Annotated in this window: 22 protein-coding genes; 13 read left to right on the forward strand and 9 right to left on the reverse strand. The window is 47.8% G+C overall.

Annotated features, from left to right (window positions below):
- The first annotated feature begins 149 nt into the window (after positions 1 to 149).
- Positions 150 to 830, forward strand: coding sequence for an FAD-linked oxidase C-terminal domain-containing protein (locus tag K6J72_RS08240; RefSeq protein WP_260320684.1), 681 nt, complete (start codon positions 150 to 152; stop codon positions 828 to 830).
- Complete coding sequence (locus tag K6J72_RS01920) at positions 827 to 1312, forward strand: methylated-DNA--[protein]-cysteine S-methyltransferase (protein ID WP_221280159.1); 486 nt, start codon at positions 827 to 829, stop codon at positions 1310 to 1312. Before K6J72_RS08240 ends, K6J72_RS01920 begins: the two co-directional genes overlap by 4 nt.
- 145 nt (positions 1313 to 1457) lie before the next feature.
- Here the strand turns inward: K6J72_RS01920 and purB are convergent, their stop codons facing one another.
- The 7 genes from purB to ribE form a co-directional block, all read right to left on the reverse strand.
- Positions 1458 to 2768 (reverse strand): adenylosuccinate lyase, encoded by a 1311-nt coding sequence (purB, locus tag K6J72_RS01925; protein ID WP_221280160.1) that lies wholly within the window; start codon positions 2766 to 2768, stop codon positions 1458 to 1460.
- A complete protein-coding gene (locus K6J72_RS01930) occupies positions 2769 to 3713 on the reverse strand; it encodes a thiamine pyrophosphate-dependent enzyme (RefSeq protein ID WP_221280163.1) in 945 nt (314 codons plus the stop codon).
- 9 nt (positions 3714 to 3722) lie between these two features.
- Entirely contained in the window at positions 3723 to 4946 is a 1224-nt protein-coding gene (locus tag K6J72_RS01935) for a 2-oxoacid:ferredoxin oxidoreductase subunit alpha (RefSeq protein ID WP_221280164.1), read from the reverse strand.
- Positions 4936 to 5364, reverse strand: coding sequence for a 4Fe-4S dicluster domain-containing protein (locus K6J72_RS01940; protein ID WP_221280167.1), 429 nt, complete (start codon positions 5362 to 5364; stop codon positions 4936 to 4938). Before K6J72_RS01940 ends, K6J72_RS01935 begins: the two co-directional genes overlap by 11 nt.
- A 9-nt stretch (positions 5365 to 5373) precedes the next feature.
- The gene (locus K6J72_RS01945; RefSeq protein ID WP_221280170.1) at positions 5374 to 5934 is read right to left on the reverse strand and encodes a pyruvate flavodoxin oxidoreductase subunit gamma; all 561 of its coding nucleotides are present in this window, start codon (positions 5932 to 5934) and stop codon (positions 5374 to 5376) included.
- A gap of 377 nt (positions 5935 to 6311) precedes the next feature.
- Positions 6312 to 6578, reverse strand: a complete 267-nt coding sequence (locus tag K6J72_RS01950) for an EscU/YscU/HrcU family type III secretion system export apparatus switch protein (protein ID WP_221280172.1) — start codon at positions 6576 to 6578, stop codon at positions 6312 to 6314.
- On the reverse strand, positions 6579 to 7193 hold the full coding sequence (gene ribE, locus K6J72_RS01955) for a riboflavin synthase (RefSeq protein ID WP_221280174.1): 615 nt from the start codon (positions 7191 to 7193) through the stop codon (positions 6579 to 6581).
- 78 nt (positions 7194 to 7271) lie between these two features.
- On the opposite strand from ribE, the gene K6J72_RS01960 reads away from it, so the two are divergent.
- From K6J72_RS01960 to mrdA, 8 genes are read left to right on the forward strand one after another with little or no spacing between them, the layout of a single operon-like run.
- Positions 7272 to 8036: a TatD family hydrolase gene (locus K6J72_RS01960; protein ID WP_221280176.1), complete on the forward strand. Its 765-nt coding sequence runs from the start codon at positions 7272 to 7274 to the stop codon at positions 8034 to 8036.
- Complete coding sequence (locus K6J72_RS01965; RefSeq protein ID WP_221280178.1) at positions 8036 to 9133, forward strand: lytic transglycosylase domain-containing protein; 1098 nt, start codon at positions 8036 to 8038, stop codon at positions 9131 to 9133. Before K6J72_RS01960 ends, K6J72_RS01965 begins: the two co-directional genes overlap by 1 nt.
- Complete coding sequence (locus K6J72_RS01970; protein WP_430886736.1) at positions 9130 to 10104, forward strand: septal ring lytic transglycosylase RlpA family protein; 975 nt, start codon at positions 9130 to 9132, stop codon at positions 10102 to 10104. Before K6J72_RS01965 ends, K6J72_RS01970 begins: the two co-directional genes overlap by 4 nt.
- Positions 10105 to 10677, forward strand: a complete 573-nt coding sequence (locus K6J72_RS01975; protein WP_221280181.1) for a hypothetical protein — start codon at positions 10105 to 10107, stop codon at positions 10675 to 10677.
- Entirely contained in the window at positions 10671 to 11201 is a 531-nt protein-coding gene (lptA, locus tag K6J72_RS01980; RefSeq protein ID WP_221281049.1) for a lipopolysaccharide transport periplasmic protein LptA, read from the forward strand. The genes K6J72_RS01975 and lptA overlap by 7 nt, the downstream gene beginning before the upstream one ends.
- Entirely contained in the window at positions 11176 to 11814 is a 639-nt protein-coding gene (yihA, locus tag K6J72_RS01985; protein ID WP_221280182.1) for a ribosome biogenesis GTP-binding protein YihA/YsxC, read from the forward strand. The genes lptA and yihA overlap by 26 nt, the downstream gene beginning before the upstream one ends.
- The gene (locus K6J72_RS01990) at positions 11805 to 12248 is read left to right on the forward strand and encodes a hypothetical protein (protein WP_221280184.1); all 444 of its coding nucleotides are present in this window, start codon (positions 11805 to 11807) and stop codon (positions 12246 to 12248) included. The genes yihA and K6J72_RS01990 overlap by 10 nt, the downstream gene beginning before the upstream one ends.
- Positions 12235 to 14016 (forward strand): penicillin-binding protein 2, encoded by a 1782-nt coding sequence (mrdA, locus tag K6J72_RS01995; protein WP_221280186.1) that lies wholly within the window; start codon positions 12235 to 12237, stop codon positions 14014 to 14016. Before K6J72_RS01990 ends, mrdA begins: the two co-directional genes overlap by 14 nt.
- A gap of 344 nt (positions 14017 to 14360) precedes the next feature.
- On the opposite strand, the gene serB is transcribed toward mrdA, so the two are convergent.
- Positions 14361 to 14975, reverse strand: a complete 615-nt coding sequence (gene serB / locus K6J72_RS02000; protein WP_221280188.1) for a phosphoserine phosphatase SerB — start codon at positions 14973 to 14975, stop codon at positions 14361 to 14363.
- Positions 14976 to 15107: 132 nt separating this feature from the next.
- On the reverse strand, positions 15108 to 15536 hold the full coding sequence (gene tnpA, locus K6J72_RS02005) for an IS200/IS605 family transposase (protein WP_034376438.1): 429 nt from the start codon (positions 15534 to 15536) through the stop codon (positions 15108 to 15110).
- A gap of 64 nt (positions 15537 to 15600) precedes the next feature.
- Here tnpA and K6J72_RS02010 point away from each other — a divergent pair, with 64 nt between their 5' ends.
- The 3 genes from K6J72_RS02010 (at position 15601) to K6J72_RS02020 (ending at position 19713) form a co-directional block, all read left to right on the forward strand.
- Positions 15601 to 16866 (forward strand): RNA-guided endonuclease InsQ/TnpB family protein, encoded by a 1266-nt coding sequence (locus tag K6J72_RS02010; RefSeq protein ID WP_221279308.1) that lies wholly within the window; start codon positions 15601 to 15603, stop codon positions 16864 to 16866.
- A 119-nt stretch (positions 16867 to 16985) separates the two neighbouring features.
- A complete protein-coding gene (locus tag K6J72_RS02015) occupies positions 16986 to 18287 on the forward strand; it encodes a methyl-accepting chemotaxis protein (protein ID WP_221280190.1) in 1302 nt (433 codons plus the stop codon).
- A 535-nt stretch (positions 18288 to 18822) separates the two neighbouring features.
- The gene (locus K6J72_RS02020; protein ID WP_221280192.1) at positions 18823 to 19713 is read left to right on the forward strand and encodes a DMT family transporter; all 891 of its coding nucleotides are present in this window, start codon (positions 18823 to 18825) and stop codon (positions 19711 to 19713) included.
- The last annotated feature ends 87 nt before the right edge of the window (positions 19714 to 19800 follow it).

Genomic DNA, 19800 nt, shown 5'->3' on the forward strand with positions numbered 1-19800 from the left:
TTAAAGATGTGGCAGGCTTTAATGTCGCCGGGATACTCATTGCCAGCGAGGGGTGTTTGGCCGTGATTAGCGAGATCACCTTAAAACTTCTAGCCAAGCCCAAATTGCGCCAATCAGCGATGGGGGTGTTTCACACCATTCAAGAGGCGATGGAGGCGGTGTATAAAACGATGGCTAGCGGGGTCGTGCCTGTGGCGATGGAGTTTTTAGACAATTTAACCATTAAGGCGGTGGAAGAGCGTTTTAACAAAGGGCTACCCACTAAGGCAGGGGCGATTTTAATCACCCAAGTGGATGGCAGCGTACCCGAACAAATGGCGTGGCAGTTGAGTGCCATTGAGGGGCATTTTAAGGCAAATGGATGCGTGGATTTTAAGATCGCCCAAACGGTTGCGGAGGAAGAAGACCTATGGTTTGCGCGGCGCAACGCCTCGCAGAGCATCAGTGTTTATGGCAAGAAAAAATTAAACGAAGATGTAACGGTGCCTAGAGCGAGCCTACCTGCCTTGCTTGAAGAAGTGGGGCGTATCTCTAAGGCCTACAACTTGCCGATCCCCTGTTTCGGCCACACGGGCGATGGCAATGTGCATGTGAATATCATGCTTGAAAACCCAGAAACACAGCTAGAGCAGGGGCAAAGGGCGATGGAGGAGATTTTTAAATGCGCCATTGCTTTGGAGGGGACTTTAAGCGGAGAGCATGGAATCGGGCTGTCTAAAGCCAAATTCATGCCCCTAGCCTTTAGCCCTGAAGAGATGGGGTTATTTAGAGCAATCAAAAAAGCCTTTGACCCGAATAATATTTTAAACCCCTTTAAAATGGGGCTGTGATTTTAGCCTTCCTTAAGCCCCCCAAGAGTTTTCCTAGCCCCTACTTGGCTTTACGCACAGACAGCAAGGGCTTAGTGAGCCTAGACTTTGTAAAAGGGATGCCAAGCGTCCCCGAGCAAAGCGTCCCAAAGCCCGATGCTCTCATGCAAGCCATGTTAGAGAGTTTAGAAAGCTACTTTAGCGGAGAGCTTAAAACCTTTGACTTGCCCTTGAGCTTGCACGCCAGCCCCTTTAGCTTGCAAGTGTGGCGGGCTTTGCAAAATATCCCCTATGGCGCAACAAGGACTTATCAAGAAATCGCCCACGCCCTAAACAATCCCAAAGCGTGTAGAGCTGTAGGCAACGCCAATCACAACAACCCATGCCCCATCATTATTCCCTGCCATAGAGTGATTTTAAAAGGCGGTGGCTTAGGGGGCTATGGGGGTGGCGTGGCGATTAAAGAGTGGTTGTTGAGACACGAGCAGGGTTACAGTACTTAAGCCTGCCGGTGATCGCTTTTGGGGAGGTTAAAGGTCTGCGGGCTTGGGATTTTGGGGGGTAAAAGGTAACCAGGGGGCTAAAAAGCCCACAAGATTAACCCGTGAAAGGACAGCAGAAAATAGCGTATTTAGTCTTAAATCTGGCTTATTTGCCAAAAACCCGCTCAAGAATTTGGTCAGTGCGTTGTAGGTAATGTGCCATGTCAAAGCACGCTTTAAGTCTTTTAGGCTCAATGTCTTTGAGCCTAGGGTCGTCAAGTAGGGCGTTTAAAAAAGCCTCTTTGTGGTGCTTGTCCTCTTGCAAATCTTGCCACACTTTCGCGGCGTTTTCTTGCACGATGGCATAACTCTCCTCCTTGCTAAAGCCTAGCTTTGGCAATTCCAAGAGCACCTTTTGCGAATACACCAGCCCCCCTGTGCACTCCAAATTCGCGCGCATGTTTTGAGGATACACCACAAGGGTTTTAAGCAAATTGCTTAGGCGGTGCAACATAAAATCCGTGGTGGTGAAAATGTCGGGGAAGACAAAGCGTTCCACCGAGCTGTGGCTAATGTCGCGCTCGTGCCAAAGGGCGACACTCTCTAGCATAGGCATCGCATAACCCCGAATGACCCGGCACAGCCCCGTGATGTTTTCGCTCAAAACGGGGTTGCGCTTGTGGGGCATGGCTGAGCTGCCCTTTTGCCCCGTGCTAAAGTATTCCTCCGCCTCATACACTTCGGTGCGTTGGTAGTGGCGGACATTGATGGCGATTTTTTCGCAACTGCTGGCGAGCACCGCTAGGGCGTTGATGACCTTAGCGTGGCGATCCCTTGAGATGACTTGGTTTGTGATGAGGGCGGGTTTCAAACCCAAAACTTCGCAAGTCTTTTCCTCCAACTCTAGGGGGATATGGGCAAAGTTGCCCATTGCCCCGCTCACCATCCCTACGCTGATTTCTTCTAAGACCCCTTCTAAAGACCGCACATGGCGGCGCATTTCCTCAAACCACAACGCCCACACCAGCCCAAAACTCATGGGCTCGCCACAAATCCCGTGGCTACGCCCGATGATGGGCGTGTCTTTAAACTCAAGTGCCCGTGTTTTAAGCACTTCTAAAAGTCCTTGTAAATCTTTTAAAACGATCTCTAGGCTCTCTTTGAGTAATAGGGCTAGGGCGGTGTCGATACAGTCGCTAGAAGTGATGCCGTAATGGAAAAAGCGTTTTTCTTCCCCTAAATTCTCACAAACGGCGTTGATAAAGGCGATCAAATCGTGTTTGGTGGTTTGCTCGATTTCATAAATCCGTTTTAAATCAAAGCCCACTTCTTGAATTTTTTGGCAACTTTGGGTGTCCACAACGCCCAAAGTGTGCCACGCTTGCACGATGGCTTTTTCAACTTTTAGGTAAGTGTCAAACTTGTTTTGTGCGCTCCAAAGGCGCGCCATCCCCTCCAAAGAGTAACGATCTATCATCTAAACCTTGGCTTCCTCCCGCCGCTGCAGGTATTCCCAGCGGGCATCGACATCTTTTTGCAACGCCTCGATGATGTGCTCGTTCTCTTTCTTAAAGAGATGGGCAAAGCGTTTTTGCACGCCCAAATAATCGCGCACGGGCAAGACATTGCGGGGGCGGTAGGTGATTTTGAGTTCTTGCCCGTGGAAGATTTCAAACAAGGGGAAGATCAAGCAATCCACCGCCAAGTCCGTCATTTCAATCGCCAAAGAAGAGTGATATTTCCACTCAGTCGGACATGGGCTAAGGGCGTTGATGAAACATGGCCCCTCTGTGTCTAGGGCAGTTTTGATTTTTTTATTCATGTCCTTCCACTTGTTGGGGGCGATTTGGGCGGTGTAGGGGATGCCATGGGCTGCCATGATGAGGGGCAGGTCTTTTTTGCGCTCTTTTTTCCCAAAACTCACTTTGCCCGCAGGCGTGGTGCTGGTGCTTGCGCCCATAGGCGTGCTCCCACTCCTTTGCCCCCCTGTGTTGGCGTAGTTTTCATTGTCTAGGCAGATGTAGGTCATGTCATGCCCTCTTTCTAAACAACCGCTGATGAATTGAAAACCAATGTCATAGCTCGCGCCATCGCCGCCAAAAGCGACAAATTTGGGGCGTTGCCCCTTATATTTGCCCTTGCGCTCTAGGGCTTTATACATGCTCTCCACGCCACTGATGGCGGTTGAGCCGTTTTCAAACCCGATGTGAATCCAAGGTACATCCCAAGAGGTGTGTGGATACACTGCCGAGCAGACCTCTAAACAGCCGGTGGAATTGCCTAGCACAATGGGGCCATCCACGGCGTTGAGCACTTCCCTAACGATGATCCCATGCCCACAGCCCGGACAAAGTAAGTGCGAGCCTTCAAATTTTTCCGCCGATTGGCTAAAACTTTTGAGCGTTTTGACTTCTTTAACCATGTATTCTCCTTAAAAGTAAGACAACTCAGGACCATTGAGCCCGATGAATTGTTGTGTGGGGTGGGTGAGCGCGCCTTTTTGGGCATCTTGGCTCAAGTCCTCAAAAATGCGGTCCAAATCCGTTTGGGTCAAGTCCCGACCGCCTAGCCCGTAAATGTAGTTGCTAAGCACCGGGTGGCGTGAGCCTTGCACTTGATAGAGGCTTGCCGCCACTTCGTTGAAGAGCGCACCCATCGCGCCAGAGGGAGAGCTTTTATCCATGATGGCCACGGCCTTAGTCTTTTTAAAGACTTCGCCTAGGGCGACAAAGGGGAAGGGGCGCAGTAGGTGGGTTGTTACGACACCCGCTTTAATGCCCTTTTCTCTGGCTTTCTTTGCCGCCACAATCGCAGACTCCCAAGTGGTGCCTAAAGCAAAAATCGCCACTTCGGCATCTTCCATGTTGAAAGTTTCCAAAATATTGTATTGCCGCCCTGTGAGTTTGGCAAAATCGTTAAAGATTTCCTCCAGCACCGCACTAGACTCCATGATGGCGTGGTGCAATTTGGCTTTGTGCTCAAAATGCCACTCCTCTTCTGCCTGGGCACCATAGCTTACGGGTTTATCAAAGTCGAGCATGGGGTGCACGCCCACATAGTCGCCCACAAATTTATAGGCGACATGGTCGGCTAGAGGACGGACATTTTGCACGGTGTGCGAAGACAAAAATCCGTCTTGATGCACCATGACAGGCACTCTAACCCCCGTGTGTTCGGCAAGTTTAAACGCCATTAAAGTGAAGTCATAGACCTCTTGGGGGTTACAGGTGCAAAGGCTGATCCAACCGCTATCCCTCCCCAAATACATGTCCGAGTGGTCGCAGTGGATGTTTAAGGGCGAAGCCAAAGCGCGGTTAGCGACATTTAGGACAATGGGTAAACGCATGCCTGAAGCTTGGTAAAGCACTTCAACCATTAAGGCAAAGCCCTGTGAGCTTGTGGCGGTGCTGACCCTTCCGCCCGCCGCAGCTGCGCCCACGCACGCGCTCATGGCCGCGTGCTCAGACTCCACCAAAACAAACTCGCCATCGATGTAGCCATTGTCTTTAAAAGAGCCGTAATTTTGGATAATGGGCGTAGAGGGGGTGATGGGGTAAGCCGCCACGACATCTACTTGTGCTTGTCTTAAAGCGTGCGCACTCGCCGTGCAGCCATCCCACGCTTCCACGCCGTTTAAATGGTAACTAGAAGCCATTATAACCCCCCTCTGTGCGGTAACTTTTCTTTTTAAGTCCCTCGGCTTTTTGTGGCCACTTGGCAAGAGCCTCTTGCTCGGACTCTAAATTGTCAAACATTAACAGAGATTTGGGGTTAGTGGGGCAAACATCTACACACACCCCGCAACCCTTGCAATGTTCGTAGTCAATGCCGCTCATTTTGCCCTCTCGCGAGAGGATGGACGCATCGGGGCAGTAAACCCAACAATTAAAGCAGTTGATGCAAACCTCTTTGTTGTGCACGGGTTTTTCTACGCGCCAGTTCGCCACGCTCGCTGTAAAAGAGCTGTTTGTGGTGTAGGTGCGCTCGTTGTTGTGCTTGCCTAATTCCTCTTGCCCTTGTTTCTCAAAGGGGAAGAGCACCGCCCCTGCTTCAAATTCTTGCCAGTTTTTCATGGTTGTTCCTTATTGCACTTGGGCATAGGCGTGGTCGATGGCGAGCATGTTCGCATCGATCAAAGCTTGAGGCATTTTTTTACCCAAAACCTCTTTAAATGTGTTTTTAAAAAACTCCAACTCCAGCATGCCAGACACCTTCATCAAAGCCCCAAGCATAGGGGTGTTTGGGATGGGTCTTTTGATTGTGTCCATCGCAATTTTAATGCAATTTAAGGTGAAAACCTTCTTGCTTGCCAGCTCGGGTTTTTTAGCAAACAACTCATCCTTGCTTAAATGCGTGGTGATGATGTAGGTTGTGTCGGGTTTTTCATCTTCTGTAATGTCGGCAATGAAGGTGAGCCCTGGGTCGATCACCAACACATAATCGGGGTGCATAAACTTTTCGTGGTTTAAAATGGGCTCAGAGTCGATGCGGTTATACGCCGTCATCGCCGCCCCCCTTTTAGCCGACCCATAGACCGCAAAGCCTTGCACTTCTTTACCCGTAGTGGTGAGCACATCGGCTAAACCCTTTGCACCCGTAACTGCACCCTGACCAGCGCGTGCGTGCCATCGAATTTCTAGCATCTTTCTCCTTTTCCATAGACAACAAAAAGTCCATTATTGAGGGAGCAATTATACAAAATTTTTAGTAAACTTACGCAAAATCAAGGAGATTGTAAGAATATAACCCTTATCCCACCCGCGCCCTAGAGCCCTAGCTTTAACTAGGCAGATTCATCAAAGGGTGGTGCCCTTGGGACTTTAGGCATCAACTTTAGCAGTGAGAAACACAGGACTCCTAGCAGAGCACTCCTGCTTGAAGACACGATTCTGGGCTAAAGTTAAATCTCCTCACTTTAGTTATAGGGAGTATGTCAAACCAATACAAACAACGCCAAAAAAGCACATAGCTAAGTTAGAAAGCGCGCTCCATCTAACAAGGGAGGGCACAATCCTTTTTCCTAGCTCATTTGCGCCCCGTTTTCGGCATTTTGTAGCCAAATGAAGACCTCCACCACGCTGGCGTACAACTCTGGGGGTATGGGTGTGTCTAGACGCACATCTAAAAGAGAGTTCACGAGGGCTTCATTGCAAAAAAGGGGGACATCAAAGGCTTTGGCTTTCTCTACGATCGCCTTGGCGATCTGCCCCACCCCGCTAGCCACGACCTTAGGTGCGGCATCTTGCCCGATGTTGTAGGCGAGGGCTACGGCTTTTGGCATCCCCATTTAATAGCCCATCGCTAAGGAGTCGCACACCGCCCACGAAAGGGGATTTTGGCGTTTATTCAGGTGCGCCACCGCCCTCACCAGCATGTCGCTTTCAATATTCACTCTGTGCCCGGGCTTGTAGGTGTTAAACAAAGTGTGTTTAAAAGTGTGGGGGATGATGACTAAAGAAAAGCTGTCGTTATCAATGCCCGCTAAAGTCAAGCTCACCCCGTCTATGGCGATCGAGCCTTTGGGGATACACAGCTCTAAAATAGCAGGGGGGGCTTGGATGCTTATCTCCACTTGGCTCTCCTCTTTGAACACATGCTTGATCACCCCCACCCCATCAATATGCCCTTGCACAAAATGCCCATCAAAGCGATCGCCTGCCTTTAAAGCCGGCTCGACATGCACGCTTTGGCCGGCTTGGTAGTTTTCTAGCGCAATTTGCGCCTGCGTGTGTGCGCTCATCTGCACGCTAAAGCCCCCCTTAAAGAGAGAAACCGCTGTGAGACACACCCCATTGATAGCGATGCTATCGCCTATTTTAGGCTTGTGTGCGCTCTTTAGACACAAAACCCCATTCTGAAAGCTAAGGATTTGCGTTACTTCATGGATCAATCCGCTAAACATGTGCACCTTTTGTATCGTTTTAGGGTATCGATCCCTCAATTATAGTACAATAGAGCTTTTTTACTCTAAAGGAGCCAAATGTTAGAGCTGATCGACACCCATTGCCACTTAGACCACGCCCACTACCTAGCCGATGTGCTCGAAGTTTTAAGCAACGCTAAAGAAGCCGGTGTAACAACCGCCATCATCCCCGCTGCCAGCCCCAAAGACCTAGCCCGCGCCATCGCACTTTGTGAAGAAAACCAAAACCTTTACTTTGCCGTGGGCGTACACCCTTTAGACCTAGAAGATTTTAATTTGGATTTTTTAAAGGCGCACATCAACCATCCCAAATGTGTGGCGGTGGGGGAGTGTGGGCTAGACTACCACTATAAAAACGACCCCACCACCAAAGCCACCCAAAAAGAAGTTTTTAAAGCCCAAATCGCTTTAGCTTTAGAGTACAACAAACCTTTAATCGTGCACATTAGAGAAGCCAGCGCAGACGCGCACGCGATTTTAAAAGAACATCCAAAACTTAAGGGCGTGTTGCATTGCTTTAATGGGGATGCACTTTTACTAGAGTTAGCGCACAATTTTTACTACGGCATCGGGGGGGTGGCGACCTTTAAAAACGCCAAAACCTTAGTGGAGATTTTGCCACAAATCCCCCTAGAACGCTTGCTTTTAGAAACCGATGCGCCCTACTTAACCCCACACCCCTTTAGAGGACAGCGCAACGAACCTAAATACATCCCCCTGATTGCCGAAAAACTCGCCAAGGTGCGCCAAATGCGCCTAGAAGATTTGGCGCAAAACACGACCGCCAATGCCCAAGCGCTCTTTAACTTAAAGGTGTCTTGATGTTTGAATCTTTATTAAAGCCCTTGGGCGTTGTTTGTTGTTTAAGCTTGTCTTTGTGTGCCACGCCCCCCGCAATCAACAGCGTGAGTTTAAAAACCCTCAATGCCTTTGGCGTGGATGCCGACTTTCTCGCAAACAGTGCAAACACGGACACTTTAGAGAGTGTGCAACAAACCTTTGATAGATTATTGCAACACTACGATGCCAATGGGGTGTTTATCCCCACAATTAAAAGCATGCTTTTGCAAGCCAATATCCCTGTTGAGTTTTTGTTTTTGGCCATGGCGGAGTCTAAATTTTCGGTGCGGGCTTACAGCGTCAAAAGGGCGGTGGGCATCTGGCAGTTCATGCCAGAAACCGCCAAAATGTTAGGCCTAAAAGTCAGTGCCCTTGTGGACGAGCGGCGCGACCCGATCAAGAGCACCCAAGCGGCGATCACCTACTTTAAAATGCTTTACAAACAAACCCACCAGTGGTATTTAGTGGCGATGGCCTACAACTATGGGCTCAGACGGGTTTTAGAGGCGATCCAAGCCGCCGGCACAGACAACATCAATGTTTTGCTAGACGACAATAAAAAATACTTGCCCCAAGAAACCCGCCACTACATCCGCTCTATTTTAAGCCTCGCCATTGCCTTCAATAATTTAGACACAGAGGGCAAGAAGGCGTATTTACTCAACAGAGGAGCACGCCAAACTTTGGCGAGTGTGTGGGTGAAGGGCGGGACCTTGCTTAGCCAAGTCGCCAACGCAGCACATTTGTCCATAGCACAGGTGAGGGCCTACAACCATCAGTTTAGATACAACTTTTCACCCGTAGGCGCGCCTAGCATGGTTTATATCCCCTATGAAAATCTAGCCTATTTTAGACAACACTACAAACCCAAAAGCTACATTGTGCAAGTCCTCAGCCACAAGGTCAGGCCCAGAGAAACCCTCTATTCGATTGCTAGAAAATTCCACAGCTCTGTAGCCCTAATCAAATACACAAACAACCTCAAAGGTCTTTACTTGAGTCGCAAACAAAAGCTCATCATCCCCGTGCTAAGTCCCCAAATCCGCCACCTGAAAGTGGCGCAAAACGAGGTGCTATGAAATTGTATTACTTCAGCCATTTGGTGCTCGCCACTGCCGCTTTTATGGGTTGTGCTAAGGATTCAGCAGGGCAACAAAACTACGCCCTTTTTGACAAGCATGAAAGCTTGCGCGCCTATGAAGATGCAAGGGATTTTGACGGCACAATTCCGCCTAAAAAGCATTTCTCTTTTTTCCACCACCACAAAGGAAAACACAGCAACAACCCGCCCCACAATGCGCATGTGTCTGAGAGCAGCTTGACGGCGGGGATGATCGATTCGGCGGCGATGCAACGGGCAACCATGCGCCCTTACAGAGTGGGAGGCAAGACCTACTACCCTACACAGGTGAAAGTCGGGCAAATTTTTGACGGGTATGCTAGTTGGTATGGGCCAAACTTTCACGCCAAAAGGACCAGCAATGGTGAGACCTACAACATGCACGCCCACACCGCCGCCAATAAAATCTTACCCATGAACACGATTGTTAAGGTTACCAATAAGGACAACAACAGAAGTACGATTGTGCGCATCAACGATAGAGGGCCCTTTGTGCGTAACCGCATCATCGACCTTTCCAACGCCGCTGCCCATGACATTGCGATGGTGGGCAAGGGGGTCGCCCCTGTGCGTTTGGAGGTGATTGGCTTTGGGGGGGTGGTGGCGAAACAATATGCCCCTTCTTTGGCACAAAACAAACAAGCCAAGACCCTACAAAAAGAGTTTAAGGTGGGCGAGAGTCAAAAGAGTTACAGTGGGGGCAACTTCTCTTTGCAAGTGGGAGCGTTTTCCAACAAACAGGGGGCTCAGAGTGCCGAGAATGCCCTACAATCCCATTTGAAAAGCACCAATTACTCTAGCACAATTGTGGAGGGTGTGAAAAACGACAAGCCCATTTATCGGGTGTTCATCAAGGGCTTTAAAAGTCAAGAGGAGGCCAGCGACTACGCCAAGAGCCTCAACAGACCCAGCTTTTTGGTGCGTGAATAGGTGCGTGCAAATCCTGTTTGGATTTTCTTCATCGGTTTGGCGGTGGCGATGGGGGGCTTGATTTTGTTTTTCTTGCGCCCCCAAAGACAAGCCCCCACCTTTAGCGGGGATTTTGCTAAAATCGAGTTGCATGGCTTTAGCGCCTTTGAGAGCAGTGCCACCAGCACGGATTTGAACATTAAAGGTGTTAGGGCGTTGCAATTTAACGACCACGAAGTGCTTTACGACTTTGTTTTGAGCAAGTTTGACAATGATAGCCAAGTTTTAGAGCACGCTAGAGGGGAGGTTTTGATCAGACACAACGATTTATACAACTTCCCCAAAGGGGTGCTTTACACGACCAGCAATCACGAGAGTTTTTGGAGTCAAAAAGGGGTTTATGACAACGCCAAACAGAGCTTCCAAGGAGAGGGTAATTTCTTATTAAATGGCCCCGAGGGGCATGTGAGCGGGCAAAACATCGCCTACAACCATAAAACCCAAGTCTTGCAAGCCAAGAGCATCCACGCCCTCATCAACTTAGCAGAGGCACAGCACCCCAAAGGGCGGCATACACGGAGCTTTAAATTTTGAAAAGACTAGGGTGCTTATGGCTCTTTTGTGGCTTGTTGTGGGCTGTGCCCTTAAAAGAAACCTTAGAGGTTACAGCGGATAAATTCACCGCCAATGAGCAAAAGAAAACTACAATCATACAGGGCAATGTCCACATTAAAAAGGGCAAGGACACGCTCACGGCAAATGAAGTGATCATTTACACCAACGACAAACGCAAACCCACCAAGTACGAGGCGATCGGCGATGTGCATTTCCACTTATTTACAGAGGATGGGCGGGAGGTCAAGGGGCATTCGGATCGCTTGATTTATGATGCCATTAAGCAAGAGTACCGCCTGCTGCAAAATGCGGTGGTGGATGAGGTGGGCAAGGTTAACTCCGTGAAAGGCGAGGAGATCATTTTAAGCAAAGAGCACGGCTATGCGGATGTTTTGGGGGGCAAAGACAAGCCGGCGACCTTTGTCTTTGATATGGAGGACATCCAAAAAGAACAAAAAAAGCAAAAGGCCAAAAAGCATGTTAAAGAACAGCCCAAGCCTTAAAGTCTTAGAGAGCCACTTTGTGTGCTCGGCCACAAATATAGCACAAACCCCCCCCACGCACCTGCCTGAAGTGGCGTTTTTGGGGCGCAGTAATGTGGGTAAAAGCTCCTTCATCAACCAGATTTTAGGGCGCAAAATCGCCAAGAGCTCAGCCACCCCGGGCAAAACCCAAATGGCAAATTTCTTTGCCACGACTTGGCAGATGGGCGATGAGAAAGTCGCCTTTGGGTGCATCGACTTGCCCGGCTTTGGGTATGCTAAAGTGTCTAAGGGTTTGCAAGAAGAGTGGGGAGCGTTTTTATGTGCCTTATTGCAGCAACGCCCCAGCATTAAATTATTCTTGCACCTCATCGATGCCAGACACCCCCAATTAAACCTAGATCAACAAGTGCAAGCGTTTTTACAAAGTTTCATCAAGCCAGACCAGCAAATCCGCTGTGTTTACACAAAGTTTGACAAACTCACCAGCCACGCCAAGCACACCCTGCTGCAAGAACACCCGGGGGCGTTGGTGAGCGTGCTAAAGCCATCTACACTCAAGCCCAAATTTGGGTCTTTAGAACACTTGCAAACCACTTTATTGAACGCATTGTTGGGGCGCATATGCGCTTAAGGTTAACCTACACCCATTGCACCTTATATGTCTTAGGCTTTTATCTTTACAGCAATTTACAAGCACTCTACCCCATTTACCCCCCCCTTCTTAGTCTGCTTTTTATGCTGTATAAAAACAGAGGAGAGGTGCGCTTGCAAGACCGCTATATCCTCTGTATTTTTGCGTGTTTATTGCTCTTTGAGGCGATCAATCAAGAACCGTTAGGTGTACTGATTTTGCTCTTTATCCTATATGAAAAGATCGTTTTGCAATTCGTTTTGAGGACATTTGAAGAGCATATTTTATGGGAGGTTTTCCATATGGTGGCCGTCTATGTGCTCTACACTTTATTGCTCGCCACTTTGCATGACACGCCCCTAGCCCCTTGGGATCGGCTTTTAACCTACAGCGCACTTGAGTTCATTTTGTGGAGGGCGTATGCAAGAGCTTAGATTCCGCTTCATCTTTGGATTTTTAGCACTTGTGTGGGCGATTCTACTCCTGCGCATCTTCATCTTGACGATCAAAACCAACGACTACTTCGAACAACTCGCCCTGCGCAACATGACCAAAAAAGAAATCTTAGTCCCCACAAGGGGGCTCATCTTAGATCGCAACCACCAACTGCTTGCCATGAACGAGCTGGGTTTTAGCATTTCTCTAGTCCCCGCCCTCAAAAAAGCCCAATTACAACAAGAATTAGAGCTTTTACAACGCCACTTCCCCACCCTAGACACCCAAACCGCCGCTCAAAACTACCACAAACAAAACTCTGTCTACAACCACAACGCCATCCAAATTTTAGATTTTATCCCCTACGACCAAATGCAAACCCTCTACCCAAAGCTCATTTTAGACCCTAAAATCACCATATCCCCTGCCAACAAGCGCCACTACCCGGGCAATTCTCTAGCCTCGCATGTTTTGGGCTACTTAGGGGCAGCTGATGCCAAGGACATACAAACCGACCCTAAGAGTCAATACACCCACACCATCGGCAAAACGGGTTTAGAAAAAGAGTACAACGATTTCTTGCAGGGAGAGATGGGCTATAAGCTGGTGAGTGTGAACGCCCTAAACCAAGAATTAAAGGTCTTAGAAGAAAAGCAACCCCAAACCAACAACGACTTGGTTTTGACTTTAGACAAACGCTTGCAGGAAAAAGCCGATTTGCTCTTTGTGGATAAGGTGGGGGCGGTGGTGGTGATGGATGCGCATACAGGGGCAATTTTAGCTGCGGGCAGCTACCCCGAGTACAACCTCAACAATTTCATCGGCGGGATCAGTGTGGCGCACTGGAGAGAGTTGCAAGACAACATCTACAACCCCCTATTAAACCGCCTCATCAATGGGCTTTACCCTCCCGGCTCTGTGGTGAAAATGGGCTCGGCTTTGAGCTTTTTAGAATACCTGCCCATCACGGAGCAAACCGAGGTCTTTGCCCCCGGCTACATCGAGGTGGGCAAACGCAAATTCCGCGACTGGAAGGCGGGCGGGCATGGCAAAACGAATTTATACAAAGCACTTAAAGAATCCGTAGATGTCTACTTTTATAAATTTGCCCAAGACATTTCCATTGACAATTTAACCAAGACTTTCCGCCAAATGGGTTTTGGGCAAAAAACGGGTGTGGATTTGCCCAACGAGTTTATCGGGATTTTGCCCGACCCCGGCTGGAAGATGAAACGCTTTGGGGATATTTGGAATATGGGCGACACTCTCATCACCTCTATTGGACAAGGCTCGTTTTTAACCACACCCTTGCAAGTGGCTAATTACACCGCTTTGATCGCCTCGGGCAAGTTACCCACCCCTCACTTTGCGCTCAAGGGCAACTTTAAAGTGAAGGATGTTCTTGACAATTTTCAAAAATCCAAACTCCCCGCCCTAAGACGGGGGATGTATGAAGCTTGCAGCACACAAGGGGGGACTGGCTATCACACCACAAGAGGGGTTAAAGTCGCTTTGGCGTGCAAGACAGGTACAGCGCAGGTCGTGGGGATCGATCAAGACACCATCAAGCGCGTGAAGGAGGAGCAAATGGAGTACTTCCACCGCTCACATGCGTGGATGACTGCCTTCTTGCCTTTCAAGAATCCTAAATATGTGATCACCGTTTTAGTGGAGCACGGCGAGGGGGGGAGCAAGGATGGCCCCATTGTCAAGGCAATGGCCAACGCTTTAGTGGATTTGGGCTATCTCAAGCCCACCGCCCATTAAAGTTCTTTGGTGAAAAACATGCTAGAACCCGGGCTGTTTTTGTTTTATTGATAAGGGCTTAACAAGTGAGCGTTTTAGATAAGCGGGGGGGAGCTTTACCTTTATAATTGGTCTACGACATTGGTGTTGCCATTGAAGAAAGGTCTATTGCCAAGCTAGCGCCACGGTGCAGCGCAATGTCAAAGGCTTCCAAATCACCTTAGACGGGCTTAAAGAGCAACATGACAAAAGCTGCCTTTGGGGTGAGTGCAGCGGAGATATTATGTGTAATTGCGGCGACCTTTTGTGTGGCTGTGGTTTTCAGCCTTGTTTGTGCCTTTGAGGCTTGGCCCCGCCCCAACCCACTAAAGACACTCTAAAATCTCTCGCAAATCTAGGGTTTGCGCCACGAAAGTGGCGGCTTTTTTGGTGATCTCTTTGGCATTGAAGGCCACGCTGACATCGGCGCGTTTAAACATGCCGATGTCATTAGCCCCATCGCCCACCACTAAAGTGTGTTTGGCGTTTAGCAAACTTTGTAAGCTGGCTAAAATCTCCGCCTTAGAGTCCCCACGCATTAAGGGCCCGCTCACCTCTCCTGTCAAGACCCCACTTTCCACATGCAAAGTGTTGCTAAAATCCGCATCCAAGCCCAGCTTTTCTTTAAAATAGCCCGTAGCCCACTTAAAGCCCCCACTAAGACACACGACTTTATAACCCAAGTCGTGCAAACCCTGCACCACCTCAAGTGCGCCCGTGTGCAAGGGCAAGTTTTGGCAAATCTGTTGTGCATGTTGTGCGTCCATGCCCTTGAGCAAACTAGCCCGGTTAAGTAGGCTCGTGTAAAAGTCCGCCCTACCCGCCATCGCCAGCTCTGTGGCGTTTGTAACTTCTTGGCCCACGCCATAACCCTTTGCCAACTCTTCAATCGTTTCAGCATTAACCAAAGTTGAATCAAAATCAAAAACGGCTAATTTCATGTGCGTATCCTTTACGAGGGTATTCTAGCGCAAAAGTTTATTTGGGATTCATGTTGTTTGCATTAGTATAGGGGGTTTTAAGACTCTCCGGCAGAAATCCCACTCGTCTTTAGCGGGTGGGATGAATGCCCCCTACCCTTGATTTTCTATGTATCTTTTGATGGTTTCTGGGTTAGCTTCTCCTATGGAACAGGCAAAAAATCCATCTGTCCAAAATTTTTGTTCTTTCCAAAAATGCTTGCGTAAGAACGGGATAAATCTTGGTTCTCTCCAAACTCTATAAGTAGTCATCTGCTTGATCCGCAAGATAATGGAACTGATAGACACCCTAGGGATATATTGAATCATCAGGTGTAGATGATCTTTATCTGTCTCCATTGCTATGATGATAAAATCTGAACTTTCCTCTATCTCTTCAAGCACAGACTTTATAAAAATAGCCACATCTCCTACGAGCAACTTTTTTCTGTATTTACACACTAAAATCAAATGGGCTTTTAGATTATGTTTGCTCCTGTTTGTGGACAAATAGCCTTTGAGTTTGTAATGGTTTTCTTTCATAGCTCTACCTCAAAAATATTTTATAAAATTATGTTATAATGATGTAAAGTTAAGGCGTAAGAAATTGCTTAAAGCAATAAAGTTTAGAATTTATCCCACCATAGAGCAAAAAACCTTGATACACAAGCACTTTGGCTGTGCTAGGGTGGTCTATAACTACTTTTTAGCATACCGCCAAAAGCAATACGCACAAGGCATTAGAGAAAATTACTTTAGCATGCAAAAGGCGCTCACTACTCTCAAAAAACAAGAGGCTTACGCTTACCTAAGTGAATGCAACTCTCAAAGCTTGCAAATGGCACTAAGACAGCTGACAACAGCCTTTGATAGGTTTTTCTCTAAGCTGGCAGATTATCCTAGATTCAAATCTAAAAAGCATGCGAAGCAGTCTTTCTGTGTCCCGCAACACTTAGAGATGGATTTAGGCAACAACCAAGTCAAGCTACCCAAATTCAAAGAAGCTATTAAAGCCAAGTTTCATAGGCATTTGCCTACAAACTCTATCGTCAAACAGGGGTTTATCTCTTGCGTAGCAGATAAATACTATCTCTCTATAAGCTATGAGGATAATGAGCCTGAACCTAAACCCACAACTATCAAAAAAGCTGTGGGTTTAGATATGGGTTTAGAGTCTTTAGTGATAGCCAGTAGTGGCGTGCTCTATCCCTATAAAAAGTTTTTCCAGAATCTACAAACCAAACTCACTAAAGCGCAAAGGAGATTGTCTAAGAAACTAAAAGGTTCTAGTAATAGAAAAAAACAAGCCAAGAAAGTGGCACAAATCCACGCTTCTATCAGGAATAGCAGAGAGGACTACCTACATAAAATCAGTAATGAGATAACCAATCAATACGATTTGATAGCAGTAGAAACCTTGAAAGTTAGGAATTTGGTCAAAAACCACAAACTAGCTAAGAGCATTGCCAATGCCAGCTGGTCTAGGCTCATTAGTCTATTAGAATATAAGGCTGGTTGGAAGGGTAAAACCCTTATCAAAATTGACCAATACTTCCCTAGCTCTCAAATCTGCTCGACCTGTGGGAGCAACACAGGTAAAAAGCCACTGCCTATTAGAAATTTTATCTGCCCTTGTTGTCAAACATACCACCACAGAGACCTAAACGCTAGCATCAATATCAGAAACTATGCTTTGGGAATGCTAGATGAGCGACACGCTATCAAGGTAGATAAAACTAGGGTAGGGATTACCCGAAGTTACGCTTGTGGAGATTCCGCTAACGGGGCTGTAACCAAGTATGGCTACATACTGGATACTGCTAGTTATGGATCGTTGAAGCAAGAAGCCCACCCGTCTTTAGCGGGTGGGTGATTCACATAACTTAAGGAGTTTTTATGATTGATTTGTGTACGCCGTTTGACAGGGGGGGGTGGTAACTCTCCGTTTTCCCTTTCTAACCCTCAGGTTTAACCCCACGGAAAGGGGTCTTCATGCCATTTTTTAGCCACAAAAAACAGGATGATACATCCACTCAGGAATTCATCGCTGGGCTTAAGGAGCGTAACCACGAATTGGGCGCTATTTACAACGCTATAGACCGCTCGATGGCGATCATTGAGTTTGACACAGATTGTAGGGTCATCACAGCCAATGAGAATTTTTTAAAGCTCATGGGTTACACTTTGGAGGAAATCAAGGGCAGGCAGCATTCGATTTTCTGCGACCCTAAATTAGTGGCTTCGGCCGAATACACACAAGTTTGGAATCAACTCCGTAATGGGCAGTTTAAGCAGGGCACCTTCAAACGCATCACAAAAGCCGGTCAAGAAGTGTTTTTGGAATCCACTTATAACCCCGTGCTAGACAATCAGGGCAAGGTGGTGAAGGTCGTTAAAATCGCCACAGATGTAACCGCACGCATCTTAGAGTTTAACGATTTGCGCGCCGTCTATAATGCCGCTTTAGCGTCTATGGCCTTAGTTGAGTTTGACATAGAAGGTAAAGTTTTAAACGCCAATGAAAACTTTTTAAAGGTGATGGGTTACAGCTTAGAAGAAATCAAGGGCAAACACCATTCTATGTTTTGCGATCCCGAGTTTGTCAAAAGCCCTCAATACACCGAGTTTTGGCAACATTTAAAATCGGGGCAATTCACACAAGGGACTTTTAAGCGCATCACAAAAGCGACCAAGGCGGTGTATTTGGAGGCAAGTTATAACCCCGTTTTTGACAACGAAGGCAAGATTTATAAATTCATTAAATTTGCGCTAGATGTTACAGACAAAGAAGAAAAAATTTTCATGACTTTGAATTTAATTAAAGACAACCAACGCTTAACCAGCGAGGGGAACACCATGATTGAAAAAACCACAAACAATATCCAAAGCGTGGTCAGCAACATGAAAAACAATGTGATGCTAGTGGACAACTTGAGCGCACAATCCGATTCGATCAGCTCCATCACCCAGACCATTAGAGACATCGCCGATCAAATCAACTTATTAGCCTTAAATGCCGCCATTGAAGCCGCCAGAGCGGGCGAGCACGGACGGGGCTTTGCTGTGGTGGCAGATGAAGTGAGAAAACTCGCCGAACGCACGGGCAAGTCCGTTACAGAGATTGCAGCCATCATCGGCTCCATCAGAGAAATCACCGCCCAAGTCGTTACAAACATCAGTATGGGTGCAGAAGAATCGGAGAAAACCCTAGATCTCTCTTACCAAACAAAAGAGCTTGTCGAGGAGATCAAAACTGCGAGCGATAGAGTGGCTCAGGGCATCGGGGTGGTTTGATGTTAAGGCCCCCTTGCGGGCTTAAAATCTATCGGTGCTCTTGTCCCCACTGGGCCACTCCTTAAAGTGGGGCGGATACGGCCTGCACTTTTACATCCGCTTTTAGGAGATGTCCAACAAGGACCCCACGCACTTGCTTCAGCAAAGACAACACCCGTTTAACAACTTAAGGCTTTTGGCCATCTTTGGCCCACACAAACTTGTATGCTTGGATAGATTGTGCTATGATCTATCCATCTTAGCGAGTACTTGTAGTGAAGTGCCCAAATGCTAAAGACATTTGGACTTCCTAGGCTGATGTTGCCCGCAGGGAGAGTTTGGTTCTCGCTCTGTGCCCTATAGTAGGGATTTTACAGAGTTTGAGCTCCAACGCATTCCCTACAGGTCTCACACATCGTATCTCCAAAGGCGTAACTTTCGGCACTTCCTGCCGTAGATACAAATGTATGGAGATATTGTATCACGAATTAGTGGCATTCATCCCATCCGCTAAAGACGAGTGGGATTTCTGCCGAGGAGTTTTAAAAGGGTCATTATGGAAGTTAAAAAAGGCTTATTTTTCATGGCTTTGGGAGCGTTTAGCTTTGGGGTGATGAATGCTCTCATTAAAATCACAAGTCAGCACTACTCCCCCCTTGAAAATGTCTTTTACCGCGCCTTGTTTATGATCATTTTCATGGGCTTGCTCTACTTCACCAAGCCTTTTAAATTTGGAGCGCATAAACAGGGCGGCGGCAAAATCCTCGCGTGGCGCATGGTGCTAGGGGCGGTGGCTATGGTTCTCTTGTGTTACAACATTTACACCATGCCCCTAGGCACCGCGATCGCCTTTGGGCAAAGCGCGCCCATTTACGCGATCTTCATTGCATGGTTGGTGTTTAAAGAACCTTTGACTTGGCGTTTAGCCATAGCGGGAGTTTTGGGGCTTTTGGGCGTGATGCTCATCGCCAACCCGCACACCAGCGGATTGACCTTTGGTTTGATTGTGTGCGGGGTGCTGAGTGCCCTGTTTAAGGCCATCGCTTACACAAGCCTTAGCCAGCTGAAGGCCTACTACGACAGCGGGTTTGTGATCTTTGTCTTTGCGCTCTTTTTGTGCGCCATTGGGGCTTTGGGGCTGTTTTTAAATGTACCACCCTTTGCCACAGGGCATCACCCCTTACGCTTTAGTGGAGCGTGGTGGCAATGGGACATTTGGTTGTTGATGGGTATGAGCTTTTTTGGCACTTTGGGGCAGTATTTTTTAACCAGAGCCTATATGTGCGCGCCCGCCGGACTAGTTTCACCCATCGATTATACCCGTTTACTTTGGGCAACTCTCTTTGGCGTGTGGCTGGGTGATCCGTGGTTGGGATTTTATGAAGGGCTTGGCATGGCACTTGTGGTGGGCTCGGGGCTGCTCATCATCTTTAATAAAAAGAAGTGATGTCAGGGTTTATTTTTTTAGGGTATAATGCGATCCTTTAAGCTTTAAGGATTTTTATGTTTACTCCAAATCGCCTTAAAACCCTTG

The organism is Helicobacter sp. NHP19-003 (genome assembly GCF_019703305.1).
Classification (GTDB): domain Bacteria; phylum Campylobacterota; class Campylobacteria; order Campylobacterales; family Helicobacteraceae; genus Helicobacter; species Helicobacter gastrocanis.